The 17,961-nt window shown below is 70.0% G+C and carries 16 protein-coding genes; 8 read left to right on the top strand and 8 right to left on the bottom strand.

The genetic code is table 11. The features are described from left to right. Positions 1–69: 69 nt before the first annotated feature. Complete coding sequence (locus tag ND747_RS01645; RefSeq protein WP_251731139.1) at positions 70–951, bottom strand: ZIP family metal transporter; 882 nt, start codon at positions 949–951, stop codon at positions 70–72. 235 nt (positions 952–1,186) lie between these two features. On the opposite strand from ND747_RS01645, the gene ND747_RS01640 reads away from it, so the two are divergent. Next, entirely contained in the window at positions 1,187–1,624 is a 438-nt protein-coding gene (locus ND747_RS01640; RefSeq protein ID WP_251731138.1) for a nuclear transport factor 2 family protein, read from the top strand. 43 nt (positions 1,625–1,667) lie between these two features. On the opposite strand, the gene ND747_RS01635 is transcribed toward ND747_RS01640, so the two are convergent. Next, on the bottom strand, positions 1,668–2,915 hold the full coding sequence (locus ND747_RS01635) for an ATP-binding protein (protein ID WP_251731137.1): 1,248 nt from the start codon (positions 2,913–2,915) through the stop codon (positions 1,668–1,670). 13 nt (positions 2,916–2,928) lie between these two features. After that, the gene (locus ND747_RS01630; RefSeq protein ID WP_251731135.1) at positions 2,929–3,606 is read right to left on the bottom strand and encodes a response regulator transcription factor; all 678 of its coding nucleotides are present in this window, start codon (positions 3,604–3,606) and stop codon (positions 2,929–2,931) included. Positions 3,607–3,936: 330 nt separating this feature from the next. On the opposite strand from ND747_RS01630, the gene ND747_RS01625 reads away from it, so the two are divergent. Then, a complete protein-coding gene (locus ND747_RS01625; RefSeq protein WP_251731134.1) occupies positions 3,937–5,229 on the top strand; it encodes a ferredoxin reductase family protein in 1,293 nt (430 codons plus the stop codon). Positions 5,230–5,264: 35 nt separating this feature from the next. Beyond that, the gene (locus ND747_RS01620; protein WP_251731133.1) at positions 5,265–5,747 is read left to right on the top strand and encodes an FMN-binding protein; all 483 of its coding nucleotides are present in this window, start codon (positions 5,265–5,267) and stop codon (positions 5,745–5,747) included. A gap of 235 nt (positions 5,748–5,982) precedes the next feature. On the opposite strand, the gene ND747_RS01615 is transcribed toward ND747_RS01620, so the two are convergent. Further along, positions 5,983–8,298: an ATP-dependent RecD-like DNA helicase gene (locus tag ND747_RS01615; RefSeq protein ID WP_251731132.1), complete on the bottom strand. Its 2,316-nt coding sequence runs from the start codon at positions 8,296–8,298 to the stop codon at positions 5,983–5,985. Between the two features lie 575 nt (positions 8,299–8,873). Here ND747_RS01615 and ND747_RS01610 point away from each other — a divergent pair. Both ND747_RS01610 and ND747_RS01605 read left to right on the top strand, forming a co-directional pair. Next, positions 8,874–9,206, top strand: coding sequence for a MerR family transcriptional regulator (locus ND747_RS01610; protein ID WP_251731131.1), 333 nt, complete (start codon positions 8,874–8,876; stop codon positions 9,204–9,206). Positions 9,207–9,385: 179 nt separating this feature from the next. Beyond that, the gene (locus ND747_RS01605; RefSeq protein WP_251731130.1) at positions 9,386–10,369 is read left to right on the top strand and encodes a terpene synthase family protein; all 984 of its coding nucleotides are present in this window, start codon (positions 9,386–9,388) and stop codon (positions 10,367–10,369) included. Between the two features lie 129 nt (positions 10,370–10,498). On the opposite strand, the gene ND747_RS01600 is transcribed toward ND747_RS01605, so the two are convergent. After that, the gene (locus ND747_RS01600) at positions 10,499–11,692 is read right to left on the bottom strand and encodes a CdaR family transcriptional regulator (RefSeq protein ID WP_251731129.1); all 1,194 of its coding nucleotides are present in this window, start codon (positions 11,690–11,692) and stop codon (positions 10,499–10,501) included. 183 nt (positions 11,693–11,875) lie between these two features. Between ND747_RS01600 and ND747_RS01595 the strand changes: the two genes are divergently transcribed. Both ND747_RS01595 and ND747_RS01590 read left to right on the top strand, forming a co-directional pair. Next, on the top strand, positions 11,876–13,372 hold the full coding sequence (locus ND747_RS01595; RefSeq protein ID WP_251731127.1) for an NAD(P)/FAD-dependent oxidoreductase: 1,497 nt from the start codon (positions 11,876–11,878) through the stop codon (positions 13,370–13,372). Further along, a complete protein-coding gene (locus tag ND747_RS01590) occupies positions 13,369–14,247 on the top strand; it encodes an SDR family oxidoreductase (protein ID WP_251731125.1) in 879 nt (292 codons plus the stop codon). Before ND747_RS01595 ends, ND747_RS01590 begins: the two co-directional genes overlap by 4 nt. A 67-nt stretch (positions 14,248–14,314) precedes the next feature. On the opposite strand, the gene ND747_RS01585 is transcribed toward ND747_RS01590, so the two are convergent. The 3 genes from ND747_RS01585 to ND747_RS01575 form a co-directional block, all read right to left on the bottom strand. Beyond that, complete coding sequence (locus ND747_RS01585; protein ID WP_251731124.1) at positions 14,315–14,824, bottom strand: universal stress protein; 510 nt, start codon at positions 14,822–14,824, stop codon at positions 14,315–14,317. Further along, positions 14,824–16,275, bottom strand: a complete 1,452-nt coding sequence (locus tag ND747_RS01580; protein ID WP_251731123.1) for an MFS transporter — start codon at positions 16,273–16,275, stop codon at positions 14,824–14,826. The genes ND747_RS01585 and ND747_RS01580 overlap by 1 nt, the downstream gene beginning before the upstream one ends. A 189-nt stretch (positions 16,276–16,464) precedes the next feature. Further along, positions 16,465–16,812 (bottom strand): hypothetical protein, encoded by a 348-nt coding sequence (locus tag ND747_RS01575; protein ID WP_251731122.1) that lies wholly within the window; start codon positions 16,810–16,812, stop codon positions 16,465–16,467. Between the two features lie 292 nt (positions 16,813–17,104). Here ND747_RS01575 and ND747_RS01570 point away from each other — a divergent pair, with 292 nt between their 5' ends. After that, positions 17,105–17,860, top strand: a complete 756-nt coding sequence (locus tag ND747_RS01570) for a UbiA family prenyltransferase (RefSeq protein ID WP_251731121.1) — start codon at positions 17,105–17,107, stop codon at positions 17,858–17,860. Positions 17,861–17,961: the final 101 nt, after the last annotated feature.

Here is a 17,961-nt window from a genome sequence, read left to right as displayed (position 1 = left end):
GGCCAGAGCAGGTCATCCAGCTGTACAGAAACACAACCGTCACGTATTGCGGACTGACCGGCCCGCGTCCTACGCGCCGCCGGCGGTGACGATGGCGTCGGTGATGAATCCGGCGGCGAGGCCGGCCAGCACTCCGAGGTAGAGCAGCTCACGGCGGCCGGCGCGGGAGGCGACGCCGATGAGTTGGATGACGACGTAGAGGATGGAACCGGCGGCGAGGGACAGGAAGATCACGCTGAGTGGGTCGCTGGTGAACTGTCGGCCGATCGCGGTGCCGATGAGGGTGGGTCCGCCGCCGATGAGCCCGGTGAGCAGGAGGAAGCCCCAGCTTGGCCGGTCGGCGTCGGCGGCGAGCGGGGCGACGATCCCGAATCCTTCGGTGGCGTTGTGCAGGGCGAAGCCGATCACGAGGAGGGTCGCCAACTCGATCTCGCCGCGGCCGGCGCTGCCTCCGATGGCCAGTCCTTCGCCGAAGTTGTGCAGACCGATCCCGACGGCGATGGTCAGCGCGAGCTGCCGGGCGGATGAGCGGCCCGTGGTGATGGGTGGTGGCGCAAGTGCGGCCAGTTCGTCGGCGGCCATGGCACCGGGCCCGAAACGCGTTCCGGCGCCCGGCGCCGGCTGTGGCGGGGTGGGCCGGCGCATGAGGATGCGTTCGTAGCCGAGGAGGCTGAGCAGTCCGACGGACAGGCCGCCGAGGAACAGCGTGCCGTAGCCGAAGACGGGGCCGAGGCCGCCGCTGTGGTCGTGGACCCTGCCCAACGCGGCGTCGAGGGGTTCCCAGGCGTGCGCGAGCACGTCCCAGACAAGGAAGATCAGGATACCGATGGCGGTCGCGTTCAGGAACTGCCGTACTCCTGGCATCGGGCGACGTAGCCGCCCAAGGGGGAGCCCAAGCAGGATCGTTACCCCCGCGATGAACCCCAGTACCAGCGTCCGCGTCTCGCTCACGTTGTCTCCCCGTCAAGTCCGCCACATCCCCCTAACCTTAGGTAAGGCTTAGCTATGACGCAAGGAGGTGGTTGGGGCGTCGTGCCCGCTCTGGCCCACGCGGGGCGGTCGTCGTTCTCGACACCTCCCAGATTGCCGACGTACCTGCGAACTGCGACCTCGGTCAGCTCACGGATTCCCGGGTGGGCGTCGACCGTGGCGGTCTGGTGTTTCGCCGATGCGGAAGAATCAGCTCATGACGATGGCACAGCCTGCGGATCTCGTCGGTCTTGAGCGGGCCGAGGATTTGCTGCAGTCCGTGGTGGCCGCCAACGACGCCGTGGGGCTCACCGGCGTGCTGCACGACGACCTCGTCGCCCGCGGGCACGACGGCCTGCTCCACGGCAAGGCCGAGGACGTCGCGGGCTATGCATCGGGTGCCTTCGCCGTGACCTCGTACACCGAGCTGCGCCGGCACTGCCTGCTCCACGGTGCGACCGGAGTCACCTTCGTCCGCGCCGCGATCACCGCCCGCATCAGCGGAGAACCCGTCTCCGTCGTCATGGACTACACCCGCACCTGGGTCCACGACAACGGCCGCTGGCAGATCATCGCGGCCCACCTGTCCCCTGCGCCGGAACAGCCCAGAGCAGCAGCGGCAGATCAGTGCGAGTTCGGTCCGGAACGTTCTTGACCATCTCATGGCTCGGACCCGGCATCCCAGCAGCTTCTGAGGCTCAGGGAGTCGTGACTGCCGGAGCACCGTCGGGGGCCAGCGCGGGGATGGTGACGGTGAAAAGCGGCGGCTGGGCGGTGGCCATTCTGATCTCGCCGCCGTCGGCTTCCACGAGGGCTCGGGCGAGGAAAAGGCCAATGCCGTTCCCCTCCCCACCGGGCGTACGGGTGAACAACGTCGCCACGCGATCGGCGGGAATTCCCGGGCCTTCGTCGGAGAGACTGATGAGGGCGTCTTCGTCCTGTGCCACCACGGTGAGTCGGATCGTTCCGGCGCCGTGACGCAGGGAGTTCTCCAGCAGGACCGACAGCGCCTGGGCGAGATGGTCCCGGTTGGCGAGTCCGACGAGCGGAGCGCTCTCGATGACGAGCGTGCGCCCCGCCCGGTCGGCCAGCGGGCCCCAGTGCCGGGCCAGCTCGTCGAACAGGTCAGCGAGATCCACCGGCCGCGGACGGGCCGCGTCACCGCGTGCCCGGGCGAGTAACACGGTCACGACGGTGGCGAGCCGGTCCACCTGCGCGAGCGCGGATTCGGCGTCGCGGCGGGTCTCGGCGGGCACGTCTGCCGAGGCGATCCCCTCCAGCCGGAGCCCGATGGCGGTCAGCGGTGTGCGCAACTGATGGGCCGCGTCCCGTGCGAACTGCCGCTGACGATCGACGAGTTCACCGATCCGCCGGCCGCTGTGCGCCAGCACCGCCGCGACCCGGTCGGCCTCCGGTAGACCCAACGGTCGAGGGTCGAGGTCGAAGTTCCCCGCACCGAGCTGGTCCGCCGCCCGTACGAGCGCGGTCAGCGGACGGGTCAGCTGGGCCGCCAGCAGGAGGGCGGCAACGACGGCGACGACGGCCGACGCTGCGACGAGAAGCGTGACCACGCCGAGCACCATGAGGGCGCGTTCGTGCTCGTCGTGGTCGGACGAGGAGACAGTCACGGTCACGCCGTGCTCGGCGCTCGCGCTGGCCGAGGTGGTGGCCCCGACAGGATGCGGGCCGGCGGTGTAGGTGCGGCCACCGACGCTGGCGTGGACCTGCCTGTCGGGTACCAGGCGGGCGAGCCGGTCGGGATCGACGGGTTCGTGGTCCTCGAGTTGTTCCCCGACCGCGATGGCGACCGCGCCGGCCTGAGCCCGCAGCCTGTCGCGGAAGCTGGTGTGGACCTGGTGGACGCCGAGTACCGCCAGCGGCGCGGCCAGCGTGAGGACCGCGGCGGCGACCACCGCGAGGGTGGAGGCGAGGAGTCGGCGTTGCATCGGGTCGCCCGGCTCAGGGAGTGAACCGGAAGCCAACGCCACGGACCGTCGTGATGTACCGCGGGTCTGCGGCGTCGTCGCCCAGTTTGTGGCGCAGCCAGGAAATGTGCTGGTCGAGCGTCTTGGTGGAGCCCATCCAGGTGGTCTCCCACACCTCGGCGAGCAGCTTCTGCCGGGTCATGACGGTCCCGGCCTCCCGTACCAGCACGCGCAGGAGGTCGAATTCCTTGCCGGACAGGTTCAGCTCCTGCTGGATCCCGTTCCGGGTGAGAAATGCCCGTCGGGCGGCGACGTCCACCCGCACACCCGCCGCGGTGTGCCGATCGGGGGTCACCCGCCGCACGGCGGCCCGCACCCGGGCCAGAAGCTCCGCGAGCCGGAACGGCTTCGCGATGTAGTCGTCGGCACCCGCGTCCAGCCCGTCGACGAAGTCCACCTCTTCCGAACGGGCGGTGAGCAACAGGATCTGCAGGGTCGGCAACCGGGCCCGCAGCCGCCGGCATACCTCGAGGCCGTCCATCAGGGGCAGCCCGATGTCGAGGATTGCCAGGTCGAACCGACCGGTCATCCCCGCGGCGAGACCTGCGGATCCGTCCGGGGCGGCCTGCACCTCATACCCCTCGCGGCGCAGGGCGCGGGCCAACGGCTCGGCGATCGAGGGATCGTCCTCGACGAGCAGCACCGCAGTCATGGCCCAACTGTCCCATCCGTCGGCAGGGCGCGTGCGATCCGGCCGGCCGGATCGGGACAAGTCCTTGACCTGCCTTGACCCGGCCTTGACCTGGCCGGAGTCACGGTGGAGCGACACCTCGGACGCCGAACGGACCGACATCCGGTGTGGTGCGACCGCAGCGACGAAGGGCACGAGCGGATGCGCGAGCAGCAGCAGACCAACGCCGGCATCCACTCGACGCGGCCGATCTCAGCCCCGTGGGCAGGCAGATCAGCCCCGTGGGCAGGCAGATCAGCCCCGTACCGACGACCGGTTCCAGCGCGACCCGCCCGCCCCGGGCTCTTCGCCGTGCTGGTCGTACTTGCCGGGCTCAACCTCGGCGCGGTCACCGCGCTTGCCCTGGCCGGACTCGCCACCGCCGGGCCAGGCGCAGCCGGGCTGCTGACCTGGGCGGGACGGGGCGCCGGGCTGTTCGCCGAGGTTCTGATAGTCGCCCAGGTGCTGCTCGCCGCCCGGATTCCGGCGCTGGAGCGGGCGGTCGGCCAGGACACGCTGATGCGCTGGCACCGCGGCCTCGGCCAGAGCACCCTCGCGGTAGTCCTGGCGCACCCGCTTCTGCTCGCGGCCGGATACGGCGGTGCGCAGGTGGGCGGCTTTCTGTCCCAGTCCTGGACGCTGGCGACCACATATCTGACCGCGACAGGCGGGTTCCTGCTCGTCGTCGTCACGGCGACGCTGTCGGTGCGGACCGCGCGCCGGCGGCTGAAGTACGAGACCTGGTACGCGGTACACCTGACCACCTACCTCGCGATCCTGCTCGCTTTCGGCCATCAGCTCGCGGTCGGCCACGACCTGGCGGGCTCCCCACTGATCGCGTTGTGGTGGAAGGGTCAGCTCGTTGCCGCCGCCGGCTGCCTGCTGCTGTTTCGCATCGGGCTGCCGCTCGCGCGATCCCTGCGCCATCGACTTCGCGTCGTGTCCGTCGTCGCCGAGTCCGACGATGTGGCTTCGGTCTATCTGACGGGGCGGCACCTGGACAGGCTGCCCGCGCAGGGCGGCCAGTTTTTGGTCTGGCGTTTTCTCCACCGACGGGGCTGGTGGCAGGCGCACCCCTATTCCCTGTCCGCCGCGCCGAGCGGGGATGTCCTGCGCATCACGGTCAGGGCCGTCGGTGACGGCACCCGACAACTCGCCCGGATGACCCCCGGCACCCGGGTGATCTTCGAAGGTCCGTACGGCATCTTCACCGCCGACGCCCGGACCCGATCCCGGGTGCTGCTGATCGGCGCCGGTGTTGGTATCACCCCGATCCGCGCGCTGCTCGAGGAACTGCCACGGAGCGTTGACGTGGTGCTGCTCCACCGGGCCAGCGATCCTTCCGACGCTGTCCTTGTCGACGAGACGCGTGCCCTGGTCAATGCCCGGGGCGCCCGTGCCTGGATGGTCAGTGGACCCCGCGGGCAGTCAGCCGACCCCGACCGGCCGCTGGGTCCGAACCACGTGCGTGCGCTTGTTCCCGACGTGGCCCGCCGAGATGTCTATCTGTGCGGGCCGCCGGGATTCTGCGCCGCAACCATCGAGGTGCTCCGCCAGCTCGCTGTTCCCGACAATCAGATTCACCACGAATCTTTCGAGCTTTAGCCGAACGGCATTCGCCGCGTTCACCTGGAGACCTCATGCGAGAACCGTCGCTGCTGGTGGCTGGCGCTGTTGCCGGTCTGGTTCTCACCTTCGGCGGGCTGGTCGCCAGCCAGTCGACAACCCGCGCCGCGCCGACCGCACCACCCGGCCTGATCGCGCCGTCGTCGACCACGACGGGCCCCGCCGACCGGGCCACGCCGCCGTCCGTCCCCGCCACCGCGGGTCCCCCCAGCCGACCGGGCCCGGTGACCGTCAACGGGCCGGCCGCGTCGACCCCCTACGGCCCGGTCCAGGTGCGCATCACGGTCTCTGGCGACCGGATCACCTCCGTGACCGCGCTGACCCTGCCCGCGGGGGGACGCTCGTCGCGCATCAGCTCCCGAGCCGCCCCGATCCTGGGCCAGGAGACGCTCACCGCGCAGAGCGCGACCATCGACGCCGTGTCCGGTGCCAGCTACACCAGCGACGGGTGGAGGACGTCGCTGCAGGCCGCGCTCGATCTCGCCCGGCACAGCTGACCATCGCCGGACGGGGGCCGGGGCACTGTCGTACTGGGCCGGGGCGAGGCATGACGGACACCGGTGGTGCCCTGGTCAGGTGCCAGGGCGAGTTCGGTGAACGCTGCGCAGGAGTGCACCGAAACCCCCGCGAACTCCAAGGCCGGAGCTGGCGGATGAAGCCGACGACGACGCCTCATTTGATCATGCGCGACGAGCCGCCCAGGCTTCCGTGTCCGGCGAACACATGAGCGCCCTACTGTGCAGTAGCCGCTTCTGCCGGATGGTGCGGCTCGACAACCCAGGGTTCTGCATTCCCGCGGGATCCGGAGGTGAGGACGCGGTGGGTGAGGGCGGTATGACGACGTCCGGCTCCCGGGGTCCGGATCGCGGTCGCCAGCGCCTTACGGGATCCGACCAGGACAACAAGTTTTTTGGCGCGGGTGACGCCGGTGTAGAGGAGGTTGCGTTGCAGCATCATCCACGATGAGGTGGTGAGGGGAAGCACGACGGCAGGGTATTCACTGCCCTGGGAGCGGTGGATGCTGACAGCGTAGGCATGGGCGAGCTCGTCGAGTTCGGAGAAGTCGTACCTGAGACTTTCGTCCTCGTCGGAGAGCACGGTCAGCGTCTGTTCCTCGGGGCTGATGGCGGTGACGACGCCGACGGTCCCGTTGAAAACCCCGGCCGTGCCCTTCTCGTAGTTGTTGCGAAGCTGGGTGACCTTGTCGCCGACCCGGAACACCCGCCCCCCGTAGCGCCGCTCGGGTACACCCTCCCGCGCCGGGGTGAGGGTTTCCTGCAACAGGATGTTGAGATTGCCGGCCCCGGCCGGTCCGCGGTGCATCGGTGACAGGACCTGAACGTCGCGGCGGGGATCGAGCCCGAAGCGTTTCGGGATGCGGCGGGCGACGATGTCCACCACCATTTTGGCGGTCTCCTCCGCTGGATGCAGACCGGAGTCCTCGGCCGGCTCGCAGGAAAACCAGAAGAAGTCGGCGAAGCCGTTCAGCCGCGGCGGTGTCCCGGCGTTGATGCGATGGGCGTTGACCACGATGCCGGACTGCTGTGCCTGCCGGAAGATCCTGGTCAGCCGGACCCTGGGGATGGTATCGGCGGCGAGCAGGTCGCGCAGGACCTCGCCGGCGCCGACCGAGGGAAGCTGGTCGACGTCACCGACGAGGAGTAGATGTGCTCCTGGCGGGACCGCTCTCACCAGCTTGTTGGCCAGGATGACGTCCATCATCGAGGATTCGTCCACCACCACCAGATCGGCGTCCAGCGGATTGTCCCGGTCATATCGGGGGTCGCCGCCGGGTTGCAGTTCCAGCAACCGGTGGACGGTGGCGGCCTCGTGACCGGTGAGCTCGGCCAGCCGTTTCGCGGCCCGCCCGGTCGGCGCGACCAGCACCACCCGGGCGTTGCGGGCCCGGGCGAGCTCCACCACCGAACGGACGGTGAAGCTCTTGCCGCACCCGGGACCGCCGGTGAGCACCGCGACCTTGCTGGTGAGCGCGAGCCGGACCGCTGCCGCCTGTTCGTCGGCCAGGTCCTGACCGGTCCGGCCCCGCAGCCAGCCGAGCGCCCGGCCCCAGTCCACGTCCGTGAACGTCGCCAACCGATCCTGGTCGCCGTGGAGCAGCCGCAGCAGCCCGTCGGCGAGGGAGGTTTCCGCACGGTGGAACGGCACCAGGTAGACCGCCGGGACGGTGGCGTCCCCGGCCGGGACACCTTCGCGGACCACGCCCTCGTCGGCGGCGAGCTGGTCCAGACACGGGCCGATCAGCTCGCGCTCGACCTCGAGGATCTTCACCGCCTCGGTGACCAGGTTCGGCGCGGGCAGGAAGCAGTGCCCGTTGTCGGCGGCCTGCGACAGGGTGTACTGCAACCCGGCTTTGATCCGTTCGGGACTGTCGTGGGGGATGCCGACCGCCTGGGCAATGGTGTCGGCGGTCCGAAACCCGATGCCCCACACGTCGGCGGCGAGCCGGTAGGGCTGCGTGCGGACCACGCCGATGGACGTGTCCCCGTACTTCTTGTAGATCTTCACGGCCAGCGAGGTGGACACCCCCACCCCCTGCAGAAACACCATCACCTCCTTGATCGCCTTCTGTTCCTCCCAGGCATCGGCAATTTTCCTGGTGCGCTTGGGTCCCAGCCCGTGCACCTCGATCAGCCGCGCCGGCTCCTCCTCGATGATCCGCAGGATGTCGGTGTCGAAATGCGCGACCATCCGCTCGGCCATCGCCGGCCCGATCCCCTTGATCAGCCCCGAGCCGAGGTAGCGGCGAATGCCCTGGATCGTGGCGGGCAGCACCGTGGTGTACGAGTGCACCTGGAACTGCCGGCCGTACCGGGGATGACTGCCCCACTGCCCGGTCAGCCGCAGACTCTCCCCGATCTGCGCGCCCAGCAAAGGACCCACCACCGTCAGCAGGTCCGGGCCGGACCGCTCGGTGGCCAGTCGGGCGATGGTGTAGCCGGTCTCCTCACTGACGAAGGTGATCCGCTCCAGCACTCCCTCCACCACCGCCTGGCATGCGGCCTCAGCAGCAGAACGGGTAACCGTCACAGCGAGCCATTATGCGAGGTCCGTGTGATGAAGGCCGGCGTGGTAGGCCGGGCGGGAGGGCCTGGACAACAGCGTACGGGTCGGTGGCCGGCTCCCGGTCGCATCCGGTCGCATCCGTCCACAGCAGCAAGCCTCTCTAGCTGGACCCGAAAAATCTGTCCCCGCCACAGTAGACATCGAGCTTCGCGTCAGGTAGCTTTGCTCTTGTAGCCAAGAGAGTCCAGGGTCGCGGCAGACACGAACTGTCGCGAGCAGGACGGCGGTCGGACGGACCGTCGAGCACCACCGCGGAAGTTCGGCAGTACCCCGCCAGACAACGAGTAGAGAGGAGTAGACGCCATCAGGATCGCCCGAGCGATGGTTCGGCTCGCTCGGTCACTGCATGCCCCGGATTGGAAGGTGGTCCCCGGTCACGCATACGCGGTCTCCGTACCCGCCCTCTGAGGCGGCAGCGCGGAACAAGGAATCCGGCGCACCTGGCCGGTAGATGGTGTTGAGCCCTCGGGGCCTTGGTGTCAGACGACACCAAGGCCCCCTTCGACGTATCCATATTCGACGTAGCTGCAAGAGGTGCAATGAGTCCTGGAACCACCCGCAAACCGGCCGACAGCCTCGACGACGACGACTACCCCGCTTACACCGTGGGCCGCGCAGCCGACCTTCTCGGCACCACCCCCGCCTTCCTGCGGGCCCTGGGCGAAGCCCGCCTGATCACCCCGTTGCGCTCGGAGGGCGGCCATCGCCGCTACTCCCGCTACCAGCTGCGCATCGCCGCCCGCGTCCGGGAGCTCGTCGACCAGGGCACCGCGATCGAGGCTGCCTGCCGCATCGTCATCCTTGAAGACCAGCTCGCGGAAGCCCAGAAGATCAACCAGCAGCTACGCGACAACCCGTCGGCCAGCCACTGACCGCCAGGCCGTCTGCCTGACTCACGGCAGGAAAGGGATCCACGCCACTCGGGACGTAGTCCTTAAGTCACCGGGCGTCTTGTCGCGTGATAATGACGGAGTGTGGTGCCTTTGTCGTGAAGGCACCGGAGTCGGGCGCGTCCGCCGCCCGTACCTTTCTCTGTCACCGAGGCCAGCTCATGACCCAGCTCTCCGCTGCCGGCGTGTCCAGACTCGACTTCGGCATTCCCATCCCCGAGCGGATCCATCCCGAGGCCGAACAGATCGGCGAGCATCTCCTGACCTGGGCATCCCGGGTCGGTCTGGTAACCGACGCCCGGGAGCGTGCCCGGCTCGACGCCGCCGGATTCCACCTGTTGGCCGCGCGCATCCTGCCCGACGCCCATCCGAGCGACGTCGAGGTCTACGCCCGGTGGGTGCTGTGGCTGTTCCACCTCGATGACGAGCAGGACGAGGGGTCGATGGGCCTGCGCGCCGAGCTCGTGCACACGACCTACGCCGCGATCACCTCGATCGTCGAGGGACGGTCCGATCCCAGCACGGCCTCTGCCCCGGTCACCGCACTGGCGGACCTGTGGCCCCGGACGGCCCGGGAGATGTCCCCGCAGTGGCGTCGCCGCTTCCTCGAGCACATCCACCACCATCGCGATGCGTTTCTCACCCAGATCGCCCACCGGCACAACGGCACACTGGCCACCCCGGCCGAATATCCGTCCCTGCGCCGCGACGACAACGCCATGTTCATGGTCGATCTGCTGGAAGTCGTCCACCAGACCGAAATCCCCCCGGACCTCGTCGCCACCAGCAGCTGGACCGAGTTGTGCGCGGCTTCCAGCGACCTCGTCGCCTGGTGCAACGATGTGGTGTCCCTGCCCCGGGAGGCCGCGCGCGGCGAGACCACCAACTATGTCCTCGTGCTGCGACACGCCACGGGCTGCGACGAGCACACCGCACTCGACCAGGTGTACGCACACATCACCCGGCGGTTGCACGACCTTCGCGAAGCCGAACGCGTCCTGCTCGCCGACGCGCGGCACCTGGCACCGACGGTGGACCCGGACCGGCTACGCCTCGTGGTGCGCACCATCCGCGACATCCCGGGCGCACACCTGGCCTGGATGTTCAGCTCCGGCCGACACCAGGAGCAGCCCCCGACCGAGTGATCCGCGGCAGCCCGGTGCCCTCCTGCCCGGACCTCGCCATCGCTGCGTGGCACGGACGCCGCGGACCCGACCGGGTCCCGTCGACCAGGCCCCGTCAGGAACCGACCGGGTGCGGCGCGGGGTGGGAGGCTACCGGGGAGCTCGGGGCGCGGTGCCGCGCCAGCGGTGGATCTCCAGGGCGACACCGACCGGCAGGAGGCTGTCGGACAGCGGTGTCGGCAGCAGCCGTTCGGCCCGGGCCAGGCGGCGCAGCAGGGTGTTGCGGTGCAGGTAGAGCCGAGCCGCGGCGGCAGTGGCGTTGCACCCGGTGGAGAGGAAGGCGCGTACCGCCTCGCGCAGTTCGGGCGCGGCGGTCTCCAGATCGCCGAGGGCACTGCCCACGAACCGGGCGGCGCGTTCGCCGTCGGTGGTGCACAGGGCGACGAGTTCGATGTCCGCATGGGTGGCGATCTGCTGGGGCGAGGCGAGCCGGGCGAGGATCCGTTGGACGGTGAGGGCATCAAGGTGGCTGCGCCGGAACCCGTCGAGGTCCGGTCGGCACGGGCCGATCGCGATGCGTACGGCCGGCAGATCGGTGGCCTCGGCTCGTAGCCGGGCCAGGTCCGGTGTGCCGTGCACCCAGACCCAGCGGGTCGCCGCGCTGGCGAGCACGGTCAGCGGTTGGGGGTCCCCGGCAGCCGTGGCGAGCAGGTCGGCGGCACGGTCGAGCGCACCGAGGTCGGTGTCGGGGTCGTCGCTCCAGACGACGGCCGCGGTGTGCGCGCCGGTGAGACGGTAGCCGAGTCGCTGCTCGGCCCGTCGTGGGGACAGCGGCGCCCCGTCCAGCAGCAGGGTGACCGCTTCGCGACGCTCGGCATGGGTTCCCTGGGTCAGGGCGGCGCGCTCCCGGGTGATCTGGGCGGCGACCGCGACGATCGTGTCCTCGACGAAGGCGGCGATCGACTGGCAGGACACGTCCAGCACGGCTCGCAGTTCCTGCGGGTCGGAGGTGAGGGAGAAGACGATCTCGATCCAGTGTCGCAGCGCGACGCTCTGGCCCGATCGGTAGGCATCCAGCATCGTGTCGTCCAGGCCGCGGCGGACCAGGTCACGGGCGATCCCCAGCGGCACCTCCGCAAGGTTGGCCGGCACGCGCTGGCCCGGCGCGCGGATGTTCGCCGCCGCCCAGTGCAGCAGGTTCGAGCGGTTGGCCCGCCGGATGGCCGCGGCAAGGACGGGATCCGCAGCGATCTGCTGGCCGTGTGGACCCGAGAGGGTCGCCTCGTCCAGCTCGTCCAGCCAGGCGGGCGGCAGATGCAGGACCAGCTCGGCACCGCGCCGCATGAGTTCCCGAACCCTGCCGGACGGCGGGTCCCAGGAGCTCACCATCAGCCCAGTCTAGAGCGAGATGGTGCATCCTGCACCGCAGGAACATCAGGTAGGTGCATGATGTACCTGGCGGGCGGTCCCGGACCGTAGCAACATCTGAGCCTGACCCGTCCTGGAGTTCCGCTTGGGGGTGCCCGCGTGCCGTCTGCTGCCGCCCAACTCGAACACCTCGACGTCCTCATCGTCGGGGCGGGCATCTCCGGCCTCGGAGCCGCGTACTACCTGCGGCGGGAGCATCCGCAGCGCAGCCACGCGATCCTCGAGGCACGCGGCGCGCTCGGCGGCACCTGGGACCTGTTCCGCTACCCGGGCATCCGGTCGGACTCCGATCTGCACACCTTCGGCTATGCGTTCAAGCCGTGGCGGGGCGAGAAGTTTCTCGCCGACGGCGAGCAGATCCTGGCCTACCTGCGCGAGACCGCCCGCGAGTTCGACCTCGAGCGCGACATCCGCTACCACACGAAGGTCGTCAGCGCGTCGTGGTCGTCGCCGGACGCCCGCTGGACGGTCGAGGTGGTGAACACCGAGTCCGGTGCCCGCTCGAAGCTGACCTGCTCCTGGTTGCTGTGCGCCACCGGCTACTACCGCTACGACGAGGGTTTCACCCCGCACTTCGACGGGCGGGAACGCTTCCGCGGGCAGATCATCCACCCCCAGCACTGGCCGGCCGATCTCGATGTCACCGGCCGGCGAATCGTGGTGATCGGCAGTGGCGCGACGGCGGTGACGCTGGTTCCGGCGTTGGCCGACACCGCGGCGCACGTCACCATGCTGCAACGGACGCCGACCTACATCCTGGCCACCCCGCCCCGGGACGCGCTGGTCATCCGTCTGCGCCGGATATTCGGCGAGAAGCGTGCCCACACCCTCGCCCGTACTCTCTACATCCTTCGCCAGCAGGCGATGTGGCGGTTCTGCCGGCGGTTCCCGAAGGCCGCCCGGCGACTCATCCGCCGGATGAACGTCCGGATGCTGCCGGCGGGCTATGCGGTCGACGAACACTTCCGCCCGCCGTACGACCCCTGGGACCAGCGACTGTGTTTCGCTCCGGGCGGCGACCTGTTCACGGCGATCCGCCGGGGCGCGGTCTCGGTCGTCACGGATCGTGTCACCACCTTCACCGAGAACGGAGTGCTGCTGGCCTCCGGACGGGAGCTGACGGCGGACGTCATCGTGACCGCGACCGGGCTGAACGTCCAGGCGTTCGGGGGTGTGCCGCTGACCGTCGACGGCGAGCCCGTGCGACTGTCAAGCACGGTCGCCTACAAGGGCCTCATGCTTTCGGGAGTGCCGAACCTCGCCTACATGGTCGGCTACACCACCTCCTCCTGGACGCTCAAGATCGGCCTGCTGTGCGAGCACTTCTGCCGGCTGCTGACGCACATGGACACGCACGGCTACGACACGGCCTGCCCGGTGGTCGCCGACCCGGACCTGGGGACCCGTCCGTTCCTCGACTTCGGCGCCGGCTACATCCAACGCGTCCTCGACGAGCTGCCCCGGCAGGGCAACCGCAAGCCCTGGCTCACGTCGTTCGACTACCTCGGCGACGTCAGGCTCCTGCGGCACCTGCCGGTGGCGGACGACGAACTGCGGCTGTCCCACTCCCGTCAGCGCACAGGAGCAGCATCGTGACCACCATCGCGGACAAGGTCGCCGTCGTCACCGGCGCCGCCTCGGGTATCGGCCGGGCCCTTGCCCTGGGCCTTGCCGACCGGGGCGCGCGGCTCGCGCTGGCCGACGTCAACGCCACCGGCCTGGCCGAGACCGTGGACCTGGTCGCGGCGACCGGCACCGAGGTGCGCTCCCGCCACCTCGACGTCAGCGACCGCACCGAGGTCGAGACATACGCGGGCGAGGTCCGCGCGCATTTCGGGGTCGTGCACCAGCTCTACAACAACGCCGGCATCGCCGGTATCAGTGACACGATCCTGGAGACCGACTGGGCCGTGTTCGAACGGGTGCTGTCGGTGAATCTCTGGGGCGTGCTGCACGGCACGAAGGCGTTCCTGCCTCATCTGATCGCCTCGGGTGACGGGCACGTCATCAACATCTCCAGCCTCAACGGTTTCATGGCCCAGGGCGGACTGGGCCCCTACTGCACCTCGAAGTTCGGGGTGCGGGGCTTCACCGAGACGCTGCGCATCGAGATGCTGCAGGCCAACCAGCCCGTCCGGGTCACCGTCGTCCACCCCGGCGGAGTGCGGACCAACATCGCCAACGCCGCGCTGGCGCAGGCCCGCGAGCGCGGCGAGGAGATCACCGAGGAGCGCGTCCAGCGGGCCGCGCTCTACAACGAGAAGTTTCTCCGGCTTCCCCCGGAACGAGCGGCCGACATCATTCTCCGGGGCGTCGAGGCCAACCGGGGGCGCATCCTGGTCGGCAACGATGCCAGGCTCGTGGACCTCGCGGTGCGTCTGCTGCCCCGCCACTATCCCGACCTGTCGGTCCGGATTCTGCGGCGACTTCTGCGCCCTGCCGGCACCAAGGCCTCACTACCGTCCGGGTGACCAGCCTCGCGCGGCACCCGAACGGTAGGACGGCGGGCGGCCCCGCTCCGGTGGACGGCCGCTCGGATCAGTCGTGCTGGTGGACGACCAGGACGGCGCCGTCGGCGTGGGTGACGACGGAGCTGGCCACGCTGCCGAGCAGATGGCTGGCCAGTCGGGAGTGCCGATGGGCGCCGACGACGATGAGCGCGGCCTGCCGCTCGGCGGCGGTGGTGACGATGCCCTGCCAGGTCGGTGCCGCCTGGACGGTGATGCTGTGGGCGCGCAGTCCCGCGGCTTCGGCGAGCCGGGCACCGTGCGCGGCGATGTCGGCCGCGGCCTTTTCGACCTCGGCGGCGTTGTTCGCGTCGAAATGCTGCGGGCCGACCGGGGTGAATCCGACGTCGGACGGCTGCCAGACGCACAGCACGAGCGCCTCGCGTCCGGGCGAAAGCTGCGTCGCGGCGTACTCGATGGCATGACCGGCGACGCCACTGCCGTCATAGGCGAACAGCACCGGGCCGGTAGGGCGGCCAGTCCGAGCACCGGGCTGCACAGCGTCGGAGTGGGGTGCGGCGTCGGAGTGGGGGGTGGACATCAGTCAACGCTTTCCGGAACGGGGAGGGCGACGTCCAGATCATCCAGATCGTGGGACCGGCGGATTCTGCTCAGCAACGGCGGCGAGTACCAGGCCGGGCGCAGGCCACCCAGGAACGTGTCGAGGTCGGGGGTCTGCGGACGGGCACCGCTGAGGGCGTAAATCGTGACGGCGATGGCGGCGCCGGCGAGCGCCAGACCGAGGCCGATCCACAGGGCGATGTTCGTTCCCTCGTGGAGGTCGCCGGTCACCGTGGCAGCGAAATGGGCGAAGATCGGCGCGATCATGAAGGCGGCGACCGCGCGGAGCAGTTCGACCACGGCGAACACCCGCGGAAGGTTCGCGGACGGCACGGAGAAACCGGCCACGAACAACGCGGGGGCGACGGTGGCGCCCAGCGCGAGCCCGGTCAGCGCGGAACCGAGGAGCGCCAGCGGTTGGTTCGCCGGCATCCCGAGCCGAAAGACACCGATCCCGGCGGCGAGCAGGATCATGCCCACAAGCGGCAGGTAGTGCAGGGAACGCCGGGCGATGACGAAACCGAACACGACCGCGGCGATCACCGCGCCGCCGAGCTCGGGCAGGTAGAGCAGCCCGACCCGCACCGGGCCGTATTTCTCCGCGTACACCGAGGCGGTCAGCACCGTCGCGGACACCGAGGCCGCCGCGGCGAACAGCGCGGTCACCACACCCGCGACCGGGATCGCGCTGGTGAGCATCTCCCGAACCATCAGCAGCGGTTGTGCGGCCCGGAACTGGTAGACGATGAGCGCGGTGATCAGGGCCAGACCGCCGAGCAACGGTGCGATCACCTCGACGTCCAGAATGCTGTGGCTGGTCAGTTCGGACGCGCCCAGGAAGGCCGCGAGGCTGCCGGCCGCGGCCAGCCCGATCGCCGGCAGGTCGCGTGGGGCGTTGGGGTTCGCCGCCGGAGCGTCTTCGAAGGTGAGCACGACCAGCAGCAACGCCAGCACCGAGATCCCGGTGACGATCCAGAACAGTGGCCGCCAGGCATCGGCGTTCGCCTGCAGACCACCGATGAACGGGCCGAGCGCGACCGCGCCGAAGATACCCATGTTCATAATCATTACGGTGGTGTGCAGCCGCTCGCGGGGGTAGCCGATCGCCAGCGGCGGGACGGCGGCGATCAGCAGCATGCTGGTGGCCAGGCCCTGCAGCGTATGGCCGATGATGAACATGGCCGCGTCCTGCGCCGCCGCCGTCAGTACCGATCCGACGACGAGCAGGGCCGCGTAGCCGAGCAGCATCCGCCGTTGCGGCAGGTGCAGGCCCAGCTGTACGGCGAGCACCGTCCCCAGCGCGTAGGCCGCGTTACCCAGACCCGAGCTGAGGCTCATCGTCTGCGCGCTCATGTGCACCTGCCTGGCGATGATCGGTGCCAACGGATCGAGCGCGGCCGACAGAGCCAGATAGGGAATAATCGCGGACATCACCATTGCTGCGGACGCCACGTATCTGCCAGCAAGAGGACCTTGGCGCATCAATACCTTCTGGTTTTGGGCGTACGGAATCCGGGAGAAAAGCCGGGTACTCGGCCGCGGGCTTTCTCTGGCTACCTTCGCCCTTTACCCGCCAGGCGAACAGGGCTGCCGGCGGACTGTGAGGATCGTTACCATCAGCTAAAGACCGGCTTCGTCGGGAATACGCGACGTGCCGCCGGCCGTCGCTTCCCGCCGCTGGCCGGGTCCGGGCAGGCCGCCAGGCGGATCGCCGCGAACCCCCGAGCTTTCGCGGGCCGGGGCGGGCAGCCCCTCGATCCGGCCGAGAGCCGGCTCGGTCGAGGACGCGGCGACGAGCACGACGCGGCGACGGTCACGACGCGGCGACGAGCACGACGCGGCGACCAGCACGACAAGGTCGATGTTCGCCGCCGGGACCTGCCCTTCGGAGCGGCAGGACGCAGACGAGCGGACCAGGGCGCTGCGCCGGGGGAGCAGATCAACGATGGTGTTCGGGGCGGTGGCCACGACGGCCCAGTCGCCCGTGCACGGCGTCCACCGTGTCCGCCAGGCTCGGTTCTGTCGGGTCCGGACGAAACACCTGCTCACGCGCGGGTTGGCCAGATGGCGGTGATCGGAAATCATGGCAGGCGTGATATCGGAGAAACCGCCGGGTCCGGACATCGGGACGCGGCCCAGGGTCAAGATTTCCGAAGCCGAAGCCGAAGCCGAAGCCGAAGCCGACGCGACGGGTTGGCCGGGGCTTCACGGGCAGCTGACGGCGTTGGTGTGGGCGTGCCATCCGGAGCCGACGGTTGCGGTGACGGTGTTCGCGTCGGCGCTCGCGGTTGCCAGCGGTCGCAGGGCAGGTGGGGTGGCCGCGGTGGCCTCGGCGGTGCTGGCCGGTCAGCTCTCGGTCGGCTGGAGCAACGACCTGCTCGACCGGCACCGGGACGCGGCCGGCGAGCGCACGGGCAAGCCTCTGGTCGGAGCCGGTCTTGCGCCGAAAACGGTGGCCGTGGCCACGGGGACGGCGCTGGCGGCCTGCGTGCCACTGTCGGTGGTCGCGGGCGGGCCGGCCGGGCCCGTCCACCTCGTCGCGGTCGCCAGTGCGTGGGGATACAACCTCGGGCTGAAGGCGACCCCACTGTCCGCCGGCCCCTATGCGCTCTCGTTCGCGCTGCTGCCGGTCTTCGTCGTGCGGGGGCGGCCCGACCGGCCGGCGACCCCGTGGTGGCTGCCGCTGGCGGCGGGGTTGCTGGGTGCGGGCGCTCACTTCACCAATGTTCTGCCCGATCTTGAGGTCGACGTGCGCACCGGGGTGCGCGGCCTGCCGCAGCGGCTGGGCGCGACCGGTTCGCGCCGATCCGCCGCGGTGCTGCTCGCGGCCGGCTCCGTGGTGGCCGCGCTCGGCCCGCCACGGCGCTGTGCCTGGCGGCTGGCCGCGTTGGCCCCGGTCGCGGTGCTGACCGGGTTCGGCCTGCGGCGCGATGATCGGTCGGCGTTTCGCGCCGCGATGGCCGTCGCCGCGATCGACGTCGCGCTCGTCGTCACCGCCGGCGTGCAGCTCCACTGACGTGCGCGGGTTCTCGGTGATGGGAACTCGTCCACAGATTCGTTACTCTGGGAGTTGATGCAGGCACATTGTGTGCAGGCGGGAGGCTGGCGCTGCCGTCG

The organism is Frankia sp. R82, from assembly GCF_023716925.1.
In the GTDB taxonomy this organism is placed as follows: domain Bacteria; phylum Actinomycetota; class Actinomycetes; order Frankiales; family Frankiaceae; genus Frankia.
This window is presented reverse-complemented; position numbering and strand designations above follow the sequence as displayed.